This is a genomic window from Photorhabdus bodei (genome assembly GCF_003287735.1).
In the GTDB taxonomy this organism is placed as follows: Bacteria; Pseudomonadota; Gammaproteobacteria; order Enterobacterales; family Enterobacteriaceae; genus Photorhabdus; species Photorhabdus kayaii.
This window is the reverse complement of the sequence record NZ_NSCM01000043.1, coordinates 15,535-32,866: the sequence shown is the minus strand read 5'-3', so window position 1 is coordinate 32,866 and position 17,332 is coordinate 15,535. Positions and strand designations below refer to the sequence as shown.

Annotated in this window: 1 protein-coding gene; it reads right to left on the bottom strand. The window is 51.5% G+C overall.

Features of this window, described 5'->3' with window-relative positions:
* Positions 1-179: 179 nt before the first annotated feature.
* Positions 180-16,553 carry a non-ribosomal peptide synthetase gene (locus tag CKY02_RS18550; RefSeq protein WP_112896426.1) on the bottom strand — a complete coding sequence of 5,458 codons (16,374 nt, stop codon included), beginning with the start codon at positions 16,551-16,553 and terminating at the stop codon, positions 180-182.
* Positions 16,554-17,332: the final 779 nt, after the last annotated feature.

Genomic DNA, 17,332 nt, shown 5'->3' with positions numbered 1-17,332 from the left:
TTTGAGATCACAAAATATAAAATAGCAACAATAATAACAAAGAAACCTAAAAAATAACTCATATAGGAATGATAACTTCCCTTATTCTATTTTAATGCATAAAAAATCCGGTATAATAAATACATACCGGATTATCACACTAGAACTAAATAATTGAGTACTTCCTTAATATATCAGTATTACGAAGCCTTCTCATCATAGTTGATTGCTAACGCCCTATTCAAAATCTGAGCTAAAGCGATTTTATTCTCATTATCCTCCAATAAACTAAAATGGTTACCCGGAGTAGCAATCAACCTAAGTGAAGTATCAGGCATGACCCGTTCCCAACCTAACGACGGCTCTATATTCACGGACTCCGACTTTTCATCCGTCACAAAAGAAACCGCAGGAGAAGGTTCTACCGCATAGAACTGATGCAACGTTATTGCTAATGCTGGCGGCTCATAATCGGCAACGATTTGCGTGTAACGTTCGATCCGCTCCCAACGTTTTGCGATCACATCAGCACGCAGATTTACGGGATATAACGCCAATTCTTGTGCTGCTTCAATAAACCGCACCAAATTCAACTCATCAATTCGCCGGTACAATGCTGCAATCTCTTCTTTGCATTCCTCCCCTGATTGCCGGGCCAGCTCAGTAAAGCAATGGTATTTGGGCTGCATAGCCTCCTTCCCAAAATAATGCGGCGCAGGCGTATCAATTAACCCCAAGAAATTGACCATTTCACCGGCACTCAAAAGCCGCTGGACAACGGCATAAGCCAATATCCCGCCGGAAGAGTAGCCACTTATCCGATACGGGCCTACCGCTTGTACCGCTTTCATCAAGGTGATCATTCTGGCTGCCTGCTCTTCCATCGTTAACATCGGTTCTTCATTGATGGATGGCCAAGGCAGCGCATAAATCGGATAGCCCGATGGGATATGTTGAGCCAGCCCGAAGACATAAGAATAATCACCCATGCCACTGGGAACAAAGAACAATGGCAGCCCAGTTCCGTCAGGTCGCACCGATATAGCGCTGTTTTGCGGCTGAGATAGCAAATCTGAGGTGATTTTCGATGCCAATTCGGACAACACCGGGAATTGGAACAAGGCATTCAATGTAAAACTCAAACCCCGACCAGCGGCAAGATTCATCATTCGCATGGCAAGCAGTGAGTGGCCGCCCAACGCGAAGAAATTGTCATACCGGCTAACCTGCTCAATCCCTAGCAATTCACACCAAATCGCGGCTAATACGGTCTCCGTTTCGCCTTGTGGCGCTTCATAAGCCTGACGAGCAAACGCTTCATTGTCCGGCTCCGGTAGCGCACGACGATCTAATTTACCGTTCGGTGTCAATGGAAAAGCGTCCAGACGCACAAAGGCTGACGGCACCATATAGTCAGGCAAAATGGCGCTCAGGTGGGCACGCAAACTATTCGCCAACCGCTCATCCGCTTGCGCCACCACATAAGCAACCAGTCGTTTATCCTGCCCTTCACCCAACGCCAGCACCACAGATTGACTTACCGTAGGATGTTCCACCAACCGGGCCTCAATTTCACCCGGTTCAATGCGGAAGCCACGAATTTTCACCTGCTGGTCATTGCGCCCCAAGAATTCCAGATTGCCATCCGGCAAGTAGCGAACCAAATCCCCGGTTCGATACATCCGTGCATTTGGATTATCACTAAACGGATCAGTCAGGAAGTATTCCGCGGTCAGTTCAGCCCGGTTGAAATAACCCCGTGCGACACCCGCGCCCCCAATATACAATTCCCCCACAACGCCTAACGGTACTGGCTGCCCCTGAACGTCGAGCAGGTAGACACGTGTATTCGGTAGCGGACGGCCTATGATATTGGCCTGCCCCATCCCCTCGTTTAGGCAGGATGTCGTCGTGGTAATCGTGGCTTCTGTAGGGCCGTAGCAATTCGCCAGAACAGGGGATTCACCGTGAGTCGATAACCAACGCTGTAACTCATGATCAGGTATTGCTTCTCCACCAATGCAAATAATCCTTAGGCCCTGATAGATATCACCTTTATTAACATTTGATATTATCCGCCAGAATTGGGCCGGTATCGCCATGTAGGTAATTTTATAAGACTCGCACAGACGCCAGAACTCCTGCGCACTCAGGAGCCACTGATTTGTCCTTAAGACTAATTGTGCCCCCTGTGTTATTGCGCAAAATATTTCTGATGCGCAAACGTCAAAAGAAGGGTTGCAAAATTGCAATAGACGGTCAGATGCGTTAAGCGACCACTTCATGTTCAGCGAAGTAATTTGGCTGACCAGTTGCCTATGTTCAACCATCACGCCCTTTGGTGTGCCAGTCGAGCCGGAGGTGTAAATCACATATGCCAGATGCCACGAGGTCAATTCAGGTATCTGTGGATTGCTGTCTGGCTGGTCAAGCAATGTATTCGGATCAAACACTGTCAGCCCGGTAAGTACATTCTCGCCCAACACTGTACGCCCGACAGCATCAGCCAATAAAATAACCGGTGAAACATCAGCCAAAATATGTGATAGACGTTCACCTGGATAATCCGGATCCAGCGGCACATAAGCCGCGCCAGCTTTCAGCACCGCCAATAATCCCACCACCATCGCCGGTGAACGTGCCACGCAAATCGCCACCCGCTGGTCCGGTTCTACACCTAGCGCAATGAGCTGATGGGCCAGCCGGTTAGCGCGGGCATTTAATTCGGCATAGCTGAAAGTTTGCTCCTCATACACTAACGCTGTTGCGTCTGGGGTTTGCTCCACCTGTTGTTCAAACAATTGATGAATACATAACAGTTCAAGATACGAGATTTCCGTCGCATTCCAAGTTTTCAGCATCAACGTACTTTCAATTTCAGGTAGGATGTTCAATGTCCGTACCGGCGTTTCCGGGGTCTGCTCCAATGCCTCCACCAAGCTCTCCAATGCCTGTTGCATATAGCCGCATACCCGTTCCGGCTCAAACGGTTGGATAACTTGAGCAGTCAGCCCCAGTGCGTCACTAAAATCCTCCACCGACAAGGCAAACGGATAGTTGGTAAACTCCTGCGCACCAAGGAATTCAATACCGTCCACCGTTTCATTCAAAGGATCTAGCTGATCATTATGTCGGTAGTTCAACAGGGCGCTAAACAGTGGAATGCCATCCTGCACACCACTACAACGTTGAGCCAACGCCAGTGAGGCATGCTCATGTTCCAACAATCCCGCTAACTGGCTATGTACTGCCTGTACACTATCTCGCACTGGCGTATCATTTATATCCAGCCGCAACGGCAAGGTATTGATAAACAGCCCCATGCCGCTGTCAACCCCTTTCCCAACCGCCATGCGCCCAAATATTACGGTACCGAACACCACCTGTTCCTGTCCGCTGGTACGCGACAACACCTGCGCCCAAGCCAGATGACATAAAGCCGCCAGACTGACCCCCAAACGCCGGGCTTGACTGCGTAAACGGTCATTCAGCTCAGGTGCCAACATCCGCTGCGATTCCGTCACTTGGGAGCCATCACGATGCACCCCCGTCAATCCGAACGGCAATGTAGGTTCATCCACCTCCGCCAGCATTTCGGTAAAGAAGCGGATATGCGCTTCCTGACTCACCCCCAGCCGGGCCTGCGCTACCAAATTGCGGAAAGGTGTCGGTGTTGGCAGGCTCTCCTCCTGTCCGTCCAGATAAGCTTGTACTTCACGGTTCATCACGTCCAGCGTGGTATGGTCGCCAATCAGATGATGCAGCAATTGCAGTACAATCCAACGGCCATCAGTCTCCTGTGCTACCACAAAGCGCAATAACGGTGCTTCGCTCAGGTCTAGACGATGGTGTCGGGGATCAAAACGCTCAGCCAGTTGTCCGCTAACCGATCCATCGGCTGGGTTCAGTGTCAATTCAGTCACCGACAAGGATGCCTGACGCCAAACCACTTGGGCAGGCACTGAAAGCCCTTGCCAGATAAAGGCGGTACGCAGGATATCGTGTCTATTTACCACCTGTTGCACCGCCGCCAGATAACGGTCCAGCAAAGTCCGCTCAGTAAAGACCATCTGACCGGTTAATAAATAGGGGTCCCCTTTGTTTGCCAATAAGTGATGGAACAAAATACCGTCCTGCAACGGCGATAAGGCATAGATATCCTGAATATTGGCAACTCCGCCCGGCATTTGCCCGACGATACGGTCAATCTCTGACTGAGTTAGATCAATCAGTGGCAACATTTCCGGTGTCAACGCCGCGGTTGCCGGAGTGATGACGTTAGCCGGCACGATTATGGCCTGATGCTGTCCCAACGTTTGGGCCAAATCTGACAACACTGGCGACTGGAACAGATCACGCGCCGCCAATGTCAACCCCAAATGACGCAAGCGTTCAATCATGCGTACAGCGAGCAGTGAATGGCCGCCCAACGCAAAGAAACTGTCATATCGACTAACCTGTTCAATCCCCAGTAATTCACGCCAAATCGCCGCTAGCGTCATTTCCGTTTCGCCTTGTGGCGCGACGTAAACCTGACGGGCAACGGCTTTACTGTCCGGTACCGGTAACGCCCGACGATCCAGCTTACCGTTCGGCGTCAACGGAAACGCATCCAGACGCACAAAGGCTGACGGCACCATATAATCAGGCAGAATTTTACTCAGGTGAGTACGCAAGCTATTCACCAGCCCGTCATCCGCGAGTACCACCACATAAGCCACCAGCCGTTTGTCGGGTCCATCACCTAACGCCAACACAGCCGCTTCACGCACCGCCGGGTGCTCTACTAAACGCGCCTCAATTTCCCCCGGTTCAATTCGGAAGCCCCGGATTTTAACCTGCTGGTCATTACGGCCCATGAACTCCAGATTACCGTCCGGCAAATAGCGAGCCAAATCCCCGGTGCGGTACATGCGGGCATCCGGGTTATCACTGAACGGATCGACAAGAAAACGTTCGGCGGTTAACTCAGGACGATTGAGATAACCTTGGGCGACCCCATCACCACCGACATAAATCTCACCGATCACACCTGGCGGTACCGGCTGACCGTAAGCATCCAGCAGATAAACACGCGTATTCGCTATTGGCCGACCTATAGGTATCCGGCTCGCTCCTTGCGGTAACACCTCGATAGGATACATGGTGGTAAAGGTGGTGCCTTCACTCGGACCATAGGCTTGCAAGAGTTGTTGTGGTGGACGATTATCCAGAACCTGAGCAATCACCTGTAAATCGGGTATATCTCCCCCGAAAATCAGAATTTTAATTTGCGGAAGAATGGGAGATAACTCTGCCGCCAGCCGGTTAAACAACCCGATAGTCAGCCACAGAACTGTGATGCGGTGCTCCTGTAAAGTCAGCACTAACTCCTGCGGTGTCAATAAGGTGGCGCGGTCGATAACCACTAAAGCACCACCATTAAGCAACGGTGCCCAAACTTCAAACGTGCTGGCATCGAAAGCTGGATTAGCTGTAAAGGCAACCCGATCCTCCGGTCCGATGTTGGCATAGCCATTATTGATGACCAGCCGGACCATAGCACGATGCTGTACCAAAACCCCTTTTGGGGTGCCGGTAGAGCCGGAGGTGTACATAATATACGCTAATTCGGCGCTGGAACGCGGCAAATCAGGGTTGACATGATCTTGCTCTCTGTTCGCACTTTTCTTATCCGAGAGACGCAACAGCGGAATAGTCAAGTTAGCCGGAATATCAGCCCGTGTATCAGTGAGCAGCAACCGGGCGGAACAATCACTTATCAGCCAATGTTTCCGCTCATCCGGCATACTGGGATCAACCGGCACGTAAACAGCGCCGGCTTTGAGAATAGCCAATTGGGCCACCACCAGTTCTATCGAACGTTCTAACAGGAGCGCAATATGGTCATCCGGACGAATCCCCTGTTCGATTAGCTGATAAACCAATCGGTTAGCACAGGTATTCAGTTCCGTATAGCTTAGGGTTTTATCGCCCGCTATCAGCGCCGTCGCCTCTGGGGTTTTCTCCACTTGCTGCTCAAACAATTGATGAATACATAACGCATCAGGATAGACGGTTTCCGTGGCGTTCCAAGTTTCCAGCAACAACCTGCGTTCCGTTTCAGGCAGGATGTTCAACCCCCGTATCGGTGTCTCCGGCGCTTGCTCCAAAGCTTCTACCAGACTCTCCAGCGCCTGTTGCATATAACCGCATAGGCTTTCCGGATCAAACGGTTGTACTACCTGAGCCGTCAGCCCCAGAGATTCACCAAAATCCTCCACCGACAGCACAAATGGGTAGTTGGTTCGCTCCTGTCCACCAAGAAATTCAATACCACTGATCAGTTCATCCGACGTTGCCGGCAAAGCATTATGCCGATAATTCAACAGCGCACTAAAGAGTGGCGTACCGCTGGCAACCCTACTGCAACGCTGAGCCAGTGCCAATGAAGCATGCTCATGCGCCAATAATCCGGCGAGTCGGGTATGGGCGGCCTGCACGCTGTCCCGTACCGGAGTCTCATCGATATCCAGCCGCAACGGCAAAGTATTGATAAACAATCCCATGCCATTGTCAGCACCGTCCCCCGCCTGCATACGCCCAAACAGTACCGTACCAAACACGACACTCTGCTGACCGCTGGTACAAGACAACACCTGTGCCCAAGCCAGATGACACAGCGCCGCCAGACTGACACCCAAACGTCGGGCTTGACTGCGCAGACGGTCATTTAGCTCAGGAACCAACATTCGGTGGAATTCCGTCACCTGCGAACCGTCACGATGTACCTCCGTCAATCCAAACGGCAACGTAGGTTCATCCACCTCCGCCAGCATCTCGGTAAAGAAGCGGGTATGCTCTTCCTGACTGACACCCAACCGGGCCTGAGCCACCAAATTGCGGAAAGGAACCGGCACCGGTAAACTCTCCTCCTCACCCGTCAGATACGCCTGAACTTCGCGGTGCATCACTTCCATCGTTTCATGGTCACCGATCAAGTGATGATGTAATTCCAGTAACAACCAACGACCATCCGTTTCCTGCGCGATAACAAAACGCAATAATGGGGCTTGACTCAGGTCAAGACGATAGTGAGCGGGATCAAAACGCCGGGTTAACTGGTCACTGACTGAGCCGTCAGCCGGGTTCAGTGTCAGTTCCGTCACTGATAATGGGGCCTGACGCCAGACCACCTGCGTCGGCACTGACAATCCTTGCCAAATAAAAGCGGTACGCAGGATATCGTGCCGATCAATTATCCGTTGAATCGCCATCAAATAACGATCCAACAGCGCCCGGTCAGCAAAAACCATCTGGCTGACTAACAGATAGGTATCACCTTCATTTTCCAGCAGATGGTGGAACAAAATGCCATCCTGCAACGGCGACAGCGCATAGATATCCTGAATATTCGCCATCCCGCCCGGTATCTGTCCGACAATGCGGTCAATGTCAGCCTGAGTTAAATCGATCAGCGGCAACATCGCCGGTGTCAGTACCGTCGTATCCGGTGTAATACCGTTGTCAGGCACCTGGATTTCATCATGCTGAACCAGAGACTGCGCCAGAACACAGAGTGTTGGATGTTGAAATAGCGTTTGTACCGATATCCCCAGACCGATACGCCGCAATCGTTCAATCATGCGCACGGCGAGCAGTGAATGGCCGCCCAACGCAAAGAAGCTGTCATATCGACTAATCTGCTCAACGCCCAATAATTCACACCAGACAGCCGCTAGCATCGTTTCTATCTTCCCTTGCGGGGCTTCATAAACCTGACGGGCAAACGCCGCTTCCCCCGGTGCCGGCAATGCTCGGCGATCCAGCTTGCCATTCGGCGTCTGCGGGAAGCTATCCAGACGTACAAAGGCCGCCGGTATCATATAGTCAGGTAAAACCGCACTCAGGTGTTCACGCAAACGGGCAGCCAAACCCTCATTCGCTTCCGCCGCCACATAGGCGACCAGCCGTTTGTTTTGCCCGTCATCCAGCACCAGCACCGCCGCCTCTTGCACCGCCGGGTGTTCCACCAGCCGGGCTTCAATTTCCCCTAGCTCAACCCGGAAGCCGCGAATTTTAACCTGTTGGTCGTTACGCCCCAGGAATTCCAATTCACCGTCCGGCAGGTAGCGGGCCAAATCTCCGGTACGATACATCCGCGCATCGGACATCGGATTAAAGGGGTCCGATATAAAACGTTCCTCGCTCAATGCCAGCCGGTTCAGATAACCCCGTGCCACCCCCACGCCACCAATATATATTTCTCCAACGCAGCCCAATGGCACAGGTTGCCTGTTTCTATCCAGTAAATAGACACGAGTATTCCTAATCGGCCGACCGATAGAACGATCGTCTACCGGGGATAATATTTCTTTACAGGTCGCCGTCACGGTATTTTCCGTCGGGCCATAAGCGTTCAATAGCCGGAGTTGGTAGGTTTCCTGTTTAAACCAATCCTGAATGGCGCTCTTTTTGACCGCCTCACTGCCAATGATGATCAGCCTGAGACCATCCGGCAACGGCAACCCGTTATCTCTGGCCGCCAGTTCAGACCAGAACAAAGTCGGCAGAAACATCACCGTGATACGGTTTTGCCGGGCTAAGGCAATAAATTCCGCCATTGAAGCCAGCCAGCTATCATCACGAATTACCAGCGTGGCTCCGTTGCATAATGACGAGAAGCACTCTTCCACTGAAACATCAAACGCAAAAGCGGCAAATTGCAACACCCGGTCTTGCTCGGTGACGGCATAGAGTTCATTAACACCCAGATAACGTTGATACACCGCCTGATGTTCTACCATCACTCCTTTCGGCTGCCCGGTGGAACCGGAGGTGTAAATCACATAGGCCAGATGCTGTGGCGTTAATGCCGTCACTAATGGATTGCTGTCCGGTTGGTCAGGCTGGATATTCGGGTCAATTACCGTCAGCCCAGCCAGCGCTTCGTCACCCAGCGTGGCCTGTCCGGTCGCATCCGCTAATACCACTGATGGGGCCGTGTCATTCAAGATATACGTCAGACGCTCCGCCGGGTAAGTTGGATCCAGCGGCACATAGGCCCCACCCGCTTTCAGTACCGCCAACAATGCCACCACCATAGTCGGGGAGCGAGCCACGCAAATTGCTACCGGCTGATCCGGTGTTACGCCAAACGCAATCAGTTGATGGGCAAGGCGATTGGCGCAGGCATTTAATTCGGCATAACTCAGCGTCTGCTCTTGATACACCAGCGCCGTCGCATCAGGGGTTTTCTCCACCTGTTGTTCAAACAACTGATGAATACATAACGCGTCAGGATACGGATTCTCCGTGGCGTTCCAGGTTTCCAGTAACAACGTGAGTTCCGTTTCAGGCAGGATGTTCAGTGTTCGTACCGGTACCTCTGGAGCCTGCTCAAGAGCCTCTACCAAACTCTCCAGCGCCTGCTGCATATAACTGCACAAACTTTCCGGATCAAACGGTTGCACCACATGAGCGATCAGCCCCAACGTGGCGCCATCGTCCTCCACCGACATGCCAAAGGGATAGTTAGTGCTCTCCTGTTCGCCCAGGAATTCAATCCCCTCTATCGTTTCATCCAAAGGATCAAGCTGATCATTATGTCGGTAGTTCATTAAGGCACTAAAAAGTGGCGTACCGCTGGCAACCCTGCTGCATCTCTGAGCCAACGCCAGTGAAGCATGCTCATGTTCCAATAATCCCGCCAGCCGGGTATGTACGGCCTGTACACTATCGCGTACCGGCGTATCATCCATATCCAGCCGTAACGGCAGGGTATTGATAAACAGCCCCATACCATTGTCAGCCCCTTCTCCCGCAGTCATGCGCCCAAACAGCACGGTGCCAAACACCACTTTCTCCTGACCACTGGTACACGACAGTACCTGTGCCCAAGCCAAATGACACAACGCCGCCAGACTGACCCCCAAACGTCGGGCTTGGCTACGCAGGCGGTCATTCAAGCTGGCCGTCAGCAGCCGATGGGATGCTATCTCCTGAGAGCCATCACGATGCACATCCGCCAGCCCGAACGGCAGCGTAGGCTCATCCACCTCCGCCAACATGTCAGTAAAGAAGCGGATATGCGCTTCCTGACTCACCCCTAGCCGGGCTTGAGCCACCAAATTGCGGAAAGGAGCCGGGTCAGGCAGGCTATTCCCTTGCCCGGCAAGGTACGCCCGCACTTCACGGTTCATCACTTTCATTGTGGTATGGTCACCAATCAGGTGATGTTGCAATTCCAGTAAGAACCAGCGGCCATCGGTCTCCTGCGCCACCACAAAACGTAACAGCGGTGCCTGACCCAAATCGAGACGATTATGACGGGGATCAAAACGTCGAGCCAGTTGATCGCTAACCGGCCCATCAACCGGGTCCAGCGTCAATTCAGTCACTAATAAGGACGTTTGACGCCAGACTACCTGTGCCGGCACTGACAACCCTTGCCAGATAAAGGCAGTGCGCAGAATATCGTGGCGATCAATCACCTGTTGCACTGCCGCCAAATAACGATCTAGCAGAGACCGGTCAGCAAAAGCCATTTGACTGACCACCAGATACGGATCACCTTCGTTTGCCAATAAATGGTGGAACAAAATACCGTCCTGCAACGGTGACAGGGCATAGATATCCTGAATATTAGTCATCCCACCCGGTACCTGCCCGACGATACGATCAATCTCAGCCTGAGTCAGATCAATCAGCGGCAACATTTCCGGGGTGATTTTCGTCGTCGCTGACGTAATCACATTCGATGGCACCACCATAACCGGGTGCTGCCCCAATGTTCGCGCCAATTCAAACAACACTGGCGACTGGAACAGGTCACGCACTGCCAGCGTCAACCCCAGGTGACGCAAGTGTTCAACCATCCGCACAGCCAGCAACGAGTGGCCGCCCAACGCAAAAAAGCTGTCATACCGGCTGACTTGTTCGATCCCCAGTAATTCACGCCAAATCGCTGCCAGCGCAATTTCCGTTTCGCCTTGTGGCGCAACATAAACCTGACGGGCAAACGCCTCTTCGTCCGGTGCCGGTAACGCCCGGCGATCCAGCTTACCGTTCGGGGTTAACGGGAAAGCATCCAGACGCACAAAAGCTGACGGCACCATATAATCAGGTAAAATAGCACTCAGGTGATCACGCAGAGTAATCGCCAGCCCCTCATGGGCTTCCGCCGCCACATAGGCCACCAGCCGTTTGTCCGACCCATCACCCAGCGCCAACACAGCCGCCTCACGCACCGCCGGATGCTCCACCAGACGCGTCTCAATTTCTCCCGGTTCAATGCGGAAGCCGCGGATTTTAACCTGTTGGTCATTGCGGCCCAGAAATTCCAGATTACCGTCCGGCAGATAACGGGCTAAATCCCCGGTCCGGTACATACGCGCATCCGGTTGATCACTAAATGGATCTGTCAGGAAACGTTCCGCAGTCTGGTCAGGGCGATTAAGATAGCCGCAAGCAACCCCATCTCCCCCCACATAAATCTCACCGATCGCACCTGTCGGCACCGGCTGACCGTAAGCATCCAGCAGATAAATACGTGTATTGGCTATCGGTCGGCCAATGGGGATACGAGTCACTCCCTGCGTTAATGCCACGATAGGATACATAGTGGTAAAAGTGGTTCCCTCACTGGGACCATAAGCCTGCAAGAGTTGTTGTGGCGGGCGATTATTTAGAACCTGAGCAATCACCTGTAAATCGGGTATATCTCCCCCGAAAATCAGAATCTTTATCTGCGGCAGAACCGGAGATAACTCTGCCGCCAGTCGGTTAAACAACCCGATAGTTAGCCACAGCACTGTGATGTGGTGAGCCTGTAAAACCGGTACTAACTCCTGTGGTGTTAATAACGTGGCGCGGTCAATAACCACTAACGCCCCGCCGCTGAGCAACGGTGCCCAGACTTCAAACGTACTAGCATCGAAAGCCGGATTAGCCGTAAAGGCAACTCGGTCATCCGGTCCGATTTCAGCATAGTCATTATTGATGACCAGTCGGACCACCGCACGATGCGGTACCAAGACCCCTTTGGGTGTACCGGTAGAACCGGAGGTGTACATGATATACGCTAACTCGGTACTGGAACACGGCAAACCAGGGTTGAGGCACTCTTCCTCTCTTCCGTCCGTGTCTGATTCATCCGAGAGACGCAACAGCGGAACAGTCAGGTTCGCCGGAATATCAGCCTGTGTATCGGTGAGCAGTAACCGGGCGGAACAATCACTTATCAGCCAGTTTTTCCGCTCATCCGGCATACTGGGATCAACCGGTACGTAAACGGCACCGACTTTAAGAATGGCCAACTGGGCCACCACCAGTTCTATCGATCGTTCTAGCAGAAGCGCAATATGATCACCGGAACAAGCTCCTTGTTCGATTAACTGATGAGCCAGCCGGTTAGCACGGGTATTCAGTTCCGTATAGCTTAGCGTTTTATCTCCTGCGATCAGCGCTGTCGCCGCTGGAGTTTTCTCCACCTGCTGTTCAAACAACTGATGGACACATAACTGATCTGGGTAGACGGTCTCCGTCGCGTTCCAGGTTTCCAGCAACAAAGTACGCTCCGCTTCCGGCAGGATCTCCAATACCCGAACGGGCATTTCCGGGGTTTGCTCCAGCGCTTCCACCAGACTCTCCAGTGCCTGTTGCATATAACCGCATAGGCTTTCCGGATCAAACGGCCGCACGACTTGAGCGGTCAGACCCAGCGTAGAGCCACCGTCCTCTACCGACAGCACAAACGGATAGTTAGTTCGCTCTTGTTCGCCCAGGAATTCAATTCCGGCCATTGTTTCATTCAAAGGATCTGGCTGCTCATTATGGCGATAGTTCAACAGGGCACTAAAGAGCGGCGTACCGCTATCAACCCCACTGCATCGTTGAGCCAGCGCCAACGGAGCATGCTCATGTTCCAACAATTCAGCCAGCCGCAGATGCGCCTCCCGCACACTGTCCCGTACCGGGGTCTCATCGATATCCAGCCGCAGCGGTAGGGTATTGATAAACAACCCCATTCCTTCCCCCACGGCCATGCGCCCAAATAGGACGGTACCAAACACCACTTTCTCCTGTCCGCTGGTACGCGATAACACTTGTGCCCAAGCCAGATGACACAACGCCGCCAGACTGACGCCCAAACGCCGGGCCTGACTGCGCAGACGGTCATTTAGCTCAGGAACCAACATCCGGTGGGATTCCGTCTTCTGAGATCCATCACGATGCACGCCCGTTAACCCGAACGGCAACGTTGGTTCATCCACTGCCGCCAACATGTCGGTGAAGAAACGGGTATGCGCTTCCTGACTCACTCCCAACCGGGCCTCAGCCACCAGATTACGGAACGGCACCGGCGCAGGCAGATGCTCCCCCTGTCCGGTAAAATAGGCCTGCACTTCACGGTGCATCACTTCCATCGTTTCATGGTCGCCAATCAAATGATGCTGCAATTCCAGTAAGAACCAGCGGCCATCGGCTTCCTGAGCGATAACAAAATGCAGTAGCGGCGCTTGACTCAAGTCAAGACGATATTGAATGGGATCAAAACGCCGAGTTAACTGATCAATGACTGGACCGTCAGCCGGATCCAGCGTCAGTTCTGTCACGGGCAACCGTGCTTGACGCCAGACCACCTGCGCCGGAACTGATAATCCTTGCCAAATAAACGCCGTCCGCAAGATATCATGGCGATCAACCGTCTGTTGTACCGCCGCCAGATAACGCTCCAGTAAAGAGCGGTTAGCAAAGGCCACCGGATAGAGCACCAGATAGGGGTCACCTGCCTGTTCCAACAGGTGGTGGAACAAGATACCGTCCTGCAACGGCGACAACGCATAGATATCCTGAATATTGGTTATCCCGCCCGGCACTTGCTCGACGATACGGTCAATGTCAGTCTGACTCAAATCAATCAGCGGCAACATCTCCGGCGTCAGCGCAGTAGTTGTCGGCGTGATGACGTTAGGCGGGACTATCACAGCCTGATGTTGTCCCAACGCTTGGGCCAACACTGACAGCACCGGAGACTGGAACAGATCACGCGCCGTCAGTGTTAACCCCAGGTGGCGCAGGCGCTCAATCATCTGCACGCCGAGTAGGGAATGACCGCCCAACGCAAAGAAACTGTCATGTCGGCTTATTTGTTCAATACCCAATAACTCACGCCAGATGTCCGCCAGAGTGATCTCAGCCTTCCCTTGTGGGGCTTCATAAATCTGACGGGCAAAATCGTCTTCCCCTGGCGCAGGCAACGCCCGGCGATCTAACTTGCCACTCGGGGTCTGCGGGAAGCTATCCAGACGCACAAAGGCCACCGGCACCATATAGTCAGGCAAAATGGCACTCAGGTATTCACGCAAATCAGCAGCCAATCTCTCATTCGCTTTCGCCTCCACATAAGCCACCAGCCGTTTGCCCTGATCGCCATCCAATGCCAGTACCGCTGCCTCTTGTACCGCCGGGTGTTCCGTCAATCGGGTTTCAATTTCCCCCAGTTCAATTCGAAAACCGCGAATTTTAACCTGCTCATCGTTACGGCCCAAGAATTCGAGGTCACCGTCCGGCAGGTAGCGGGCCAAATCCCCAGAGCGATACATCCGTTCGCCGGATACCGGACTAAAAGTATCCAACATAAAACGTTCTACGCTCAACGCCGGCCGGTTGATATAACCTCGTGCCACCCCCACGCCACCAATATACATCTCACCTACACAACCTGCGGGGACCAATTCGCCATATTTGTCCAACAGGTAGATACGGGCATTTTTAGCCGGTCGTCCGATAGAACGGGCATCTTCCGGGGATAACACCTCCTTATAGGTCACCGTCACGGTGTTTTCCGTCGGGCCATAACCATTCAATAGCCGAGGCCGGTGGCCCGTCTGTCTAAACCACGCCTGAATGGCGCTCTTTTTCACCGCCTCACCCCCAATGATGATGAGCCGGAGACAATCCGGCAGCGGTAATCCATTATCTCTGGCCGCCAATTCAGACCAGAATAAAGTCGGCAGTGACATCACCGTAATACGATATTGTCGGGTTAAGGCAACAAATTCGGGTATCGAAGCCAGCCAGCTATCATCCCGGATAACCAGTGTGGCTCCGTTGCATAATGACGAGAAGAAATCTTCCACTGAAACATCAAACGCAAACGCGGCAAATTGCAATAGCCGGTCTTGTGCGGTGACCGCATAGGTGTCATTAAAACCCAGATAACGTTGGTAAATCGCCTGATGTTCCACCATCACCCCTTTCGGCTGCCCGGTGGAGCCGGAGGTGTAAATCACATAAGCCAAATGCTGTGGCGTCAACGCCGGGATCTGCGGGTTGCTGTCGGGCTGGTCAAGTTGGATACTCGGATCAAGTACCGTCACTCCTACCAGCGCCTGTTCGCCCAGCGCCGCCCGGCCAGCTTTATCAACCAGCACCACTGACGGCGCACTATCGCTCAGGATATATGCCAGACGTTCCCGCGGATAAGTTGAATCCAACGGCACATAAGCCCCACCGGCTTTCAGCACGGCCAGCAATGACACCACCATCATCGGGGAACGTTCCACACAAATCGCGACCCGCCGGTCTGGTGTGACGCCCAGCGCAATCAATTGATGAGCCAGCCGGTTAGCATGAGTATTCAATTCCGCATAACTGAGGGTCTGTCCTTGGTATTCCAACGCCGTGGCGTACGGGGCTTGCTCTGCCTGTTGTTCAAACAATTGATGAATACATACCGGGTCAGGATAAGGGGTTTCCGTGGCGTTCCAGGTTTCCAATAGCAAGGTACGTTCAGCCTCAGACAACACATTAAGCTGCCAAATAGGAACTTCCTCTCCCTGCCTTTTTGACGCTGCCAGCATCTGTAAATGTTCACCCATGCGCAGAATCACTTCCGTGCTCAGGCGATTTTCATCGTAAATCCAGCGAAAACCGCCCTGCACATTGATTTGGAGCGTCAGCAATTCTCCCGGCACCGTCTGATCACACGGTCTATCCTCCGCTATGACAGCAATGGCAATTCGCCACGGCCGGTGGTTTGTCAACGCCGGAATAGCCCACAATGAAGGAGCGCGCGCGAGGAGATCTCGACTAAATGTGCGGTGCCGGGCCAACCGGGCCAACTCGCCATCCAGCCAATTCGCTACCACATGCCAGGGCTTATCAAACTCCATCTCAACGACCATTGGCACCACTGGTGCCAAATCTGCCGACTTATCGTCCACCCCATCCACGTACCAACCGATTTGGAATACCGTCTGCTGAGTCAAACGCGCAAGGTAGATAACGAATGCCTGCAACAATGTTTGTAATGGTTCCTCTTCACCGTTTTTTGGCAACGGGAGCTGCCAGTCGCTTATTACCCAACTGGGTTCTACTTGCTCTCCGGCGGTTTCAAAAGGTAATTGGAGGGGTTGCAAAGCAGCAAGACGTTCGCACCAAAATGATTCACTGGATGTCAACGTCTGGGGAATATTCTTTACATTTTGAGTCGGTGGTAAAGTGTCATTTACGTTGGTTATATTTTCTGACGTCTGAGAGAGGAGTTCAGCTTTAAAATCACTTCCTGCTTGAGCGATACTATCTTTCATTTACTACCTCAACGAATCTGTTAGAAATTTGAAAACTGTCATTTCTGACAACCATCACCAATATTTCTTTCTCACTTCTTGCCCCCAAGAAATAAAAACGGACACATCTGATATCAATTCAAGATATTCAGATACGGGATGCTATAGCCTCGTCAACAACAACCAGCTAACAATTTTTTGACATGAATTTTCCTGACAACGGAATAAATAATTTATTTTATGCTTCGGAATAAGACATTCCATTTTTGTTCCCGTTTTTTAGATAAGTTCGATTGATTTACTGCAATTTTAATTGGCTAATATTGAATTCCATCATTTAAAATGGAACCGTTAACTGCATTTAATTATGCATAAATACCAAATCACCATTGTATTTTATCTATTCTCTATTAATATCTAATTGAAATTATTCCAAAAACAAATGATATATTTATAAAGATAAAATAAATAAATTATCAAAAAAGTTTACTTTGATAATTACTTATGAAATAAATTCTTTATCTTAATAATTAACTAATAGCTCAATTACAAATGTAACTTATTCAACATTTACAAACCATCTTATATATTCAATTATTTGAAAATATAAGACTGGGTTAAAAGTAATTCATAACACGCTATTTTTCAACAAATAAATAATATCATTAATGTAAATATCGTAAACGAACCAATACAAATTCAAATTAAATCCATTATATTTTTTTATAATAATAAGATTATAGAGTCGATATAAATGTGATTATATTTATACCTGTCATCCTTCAAGTTGCCTCTTTGTT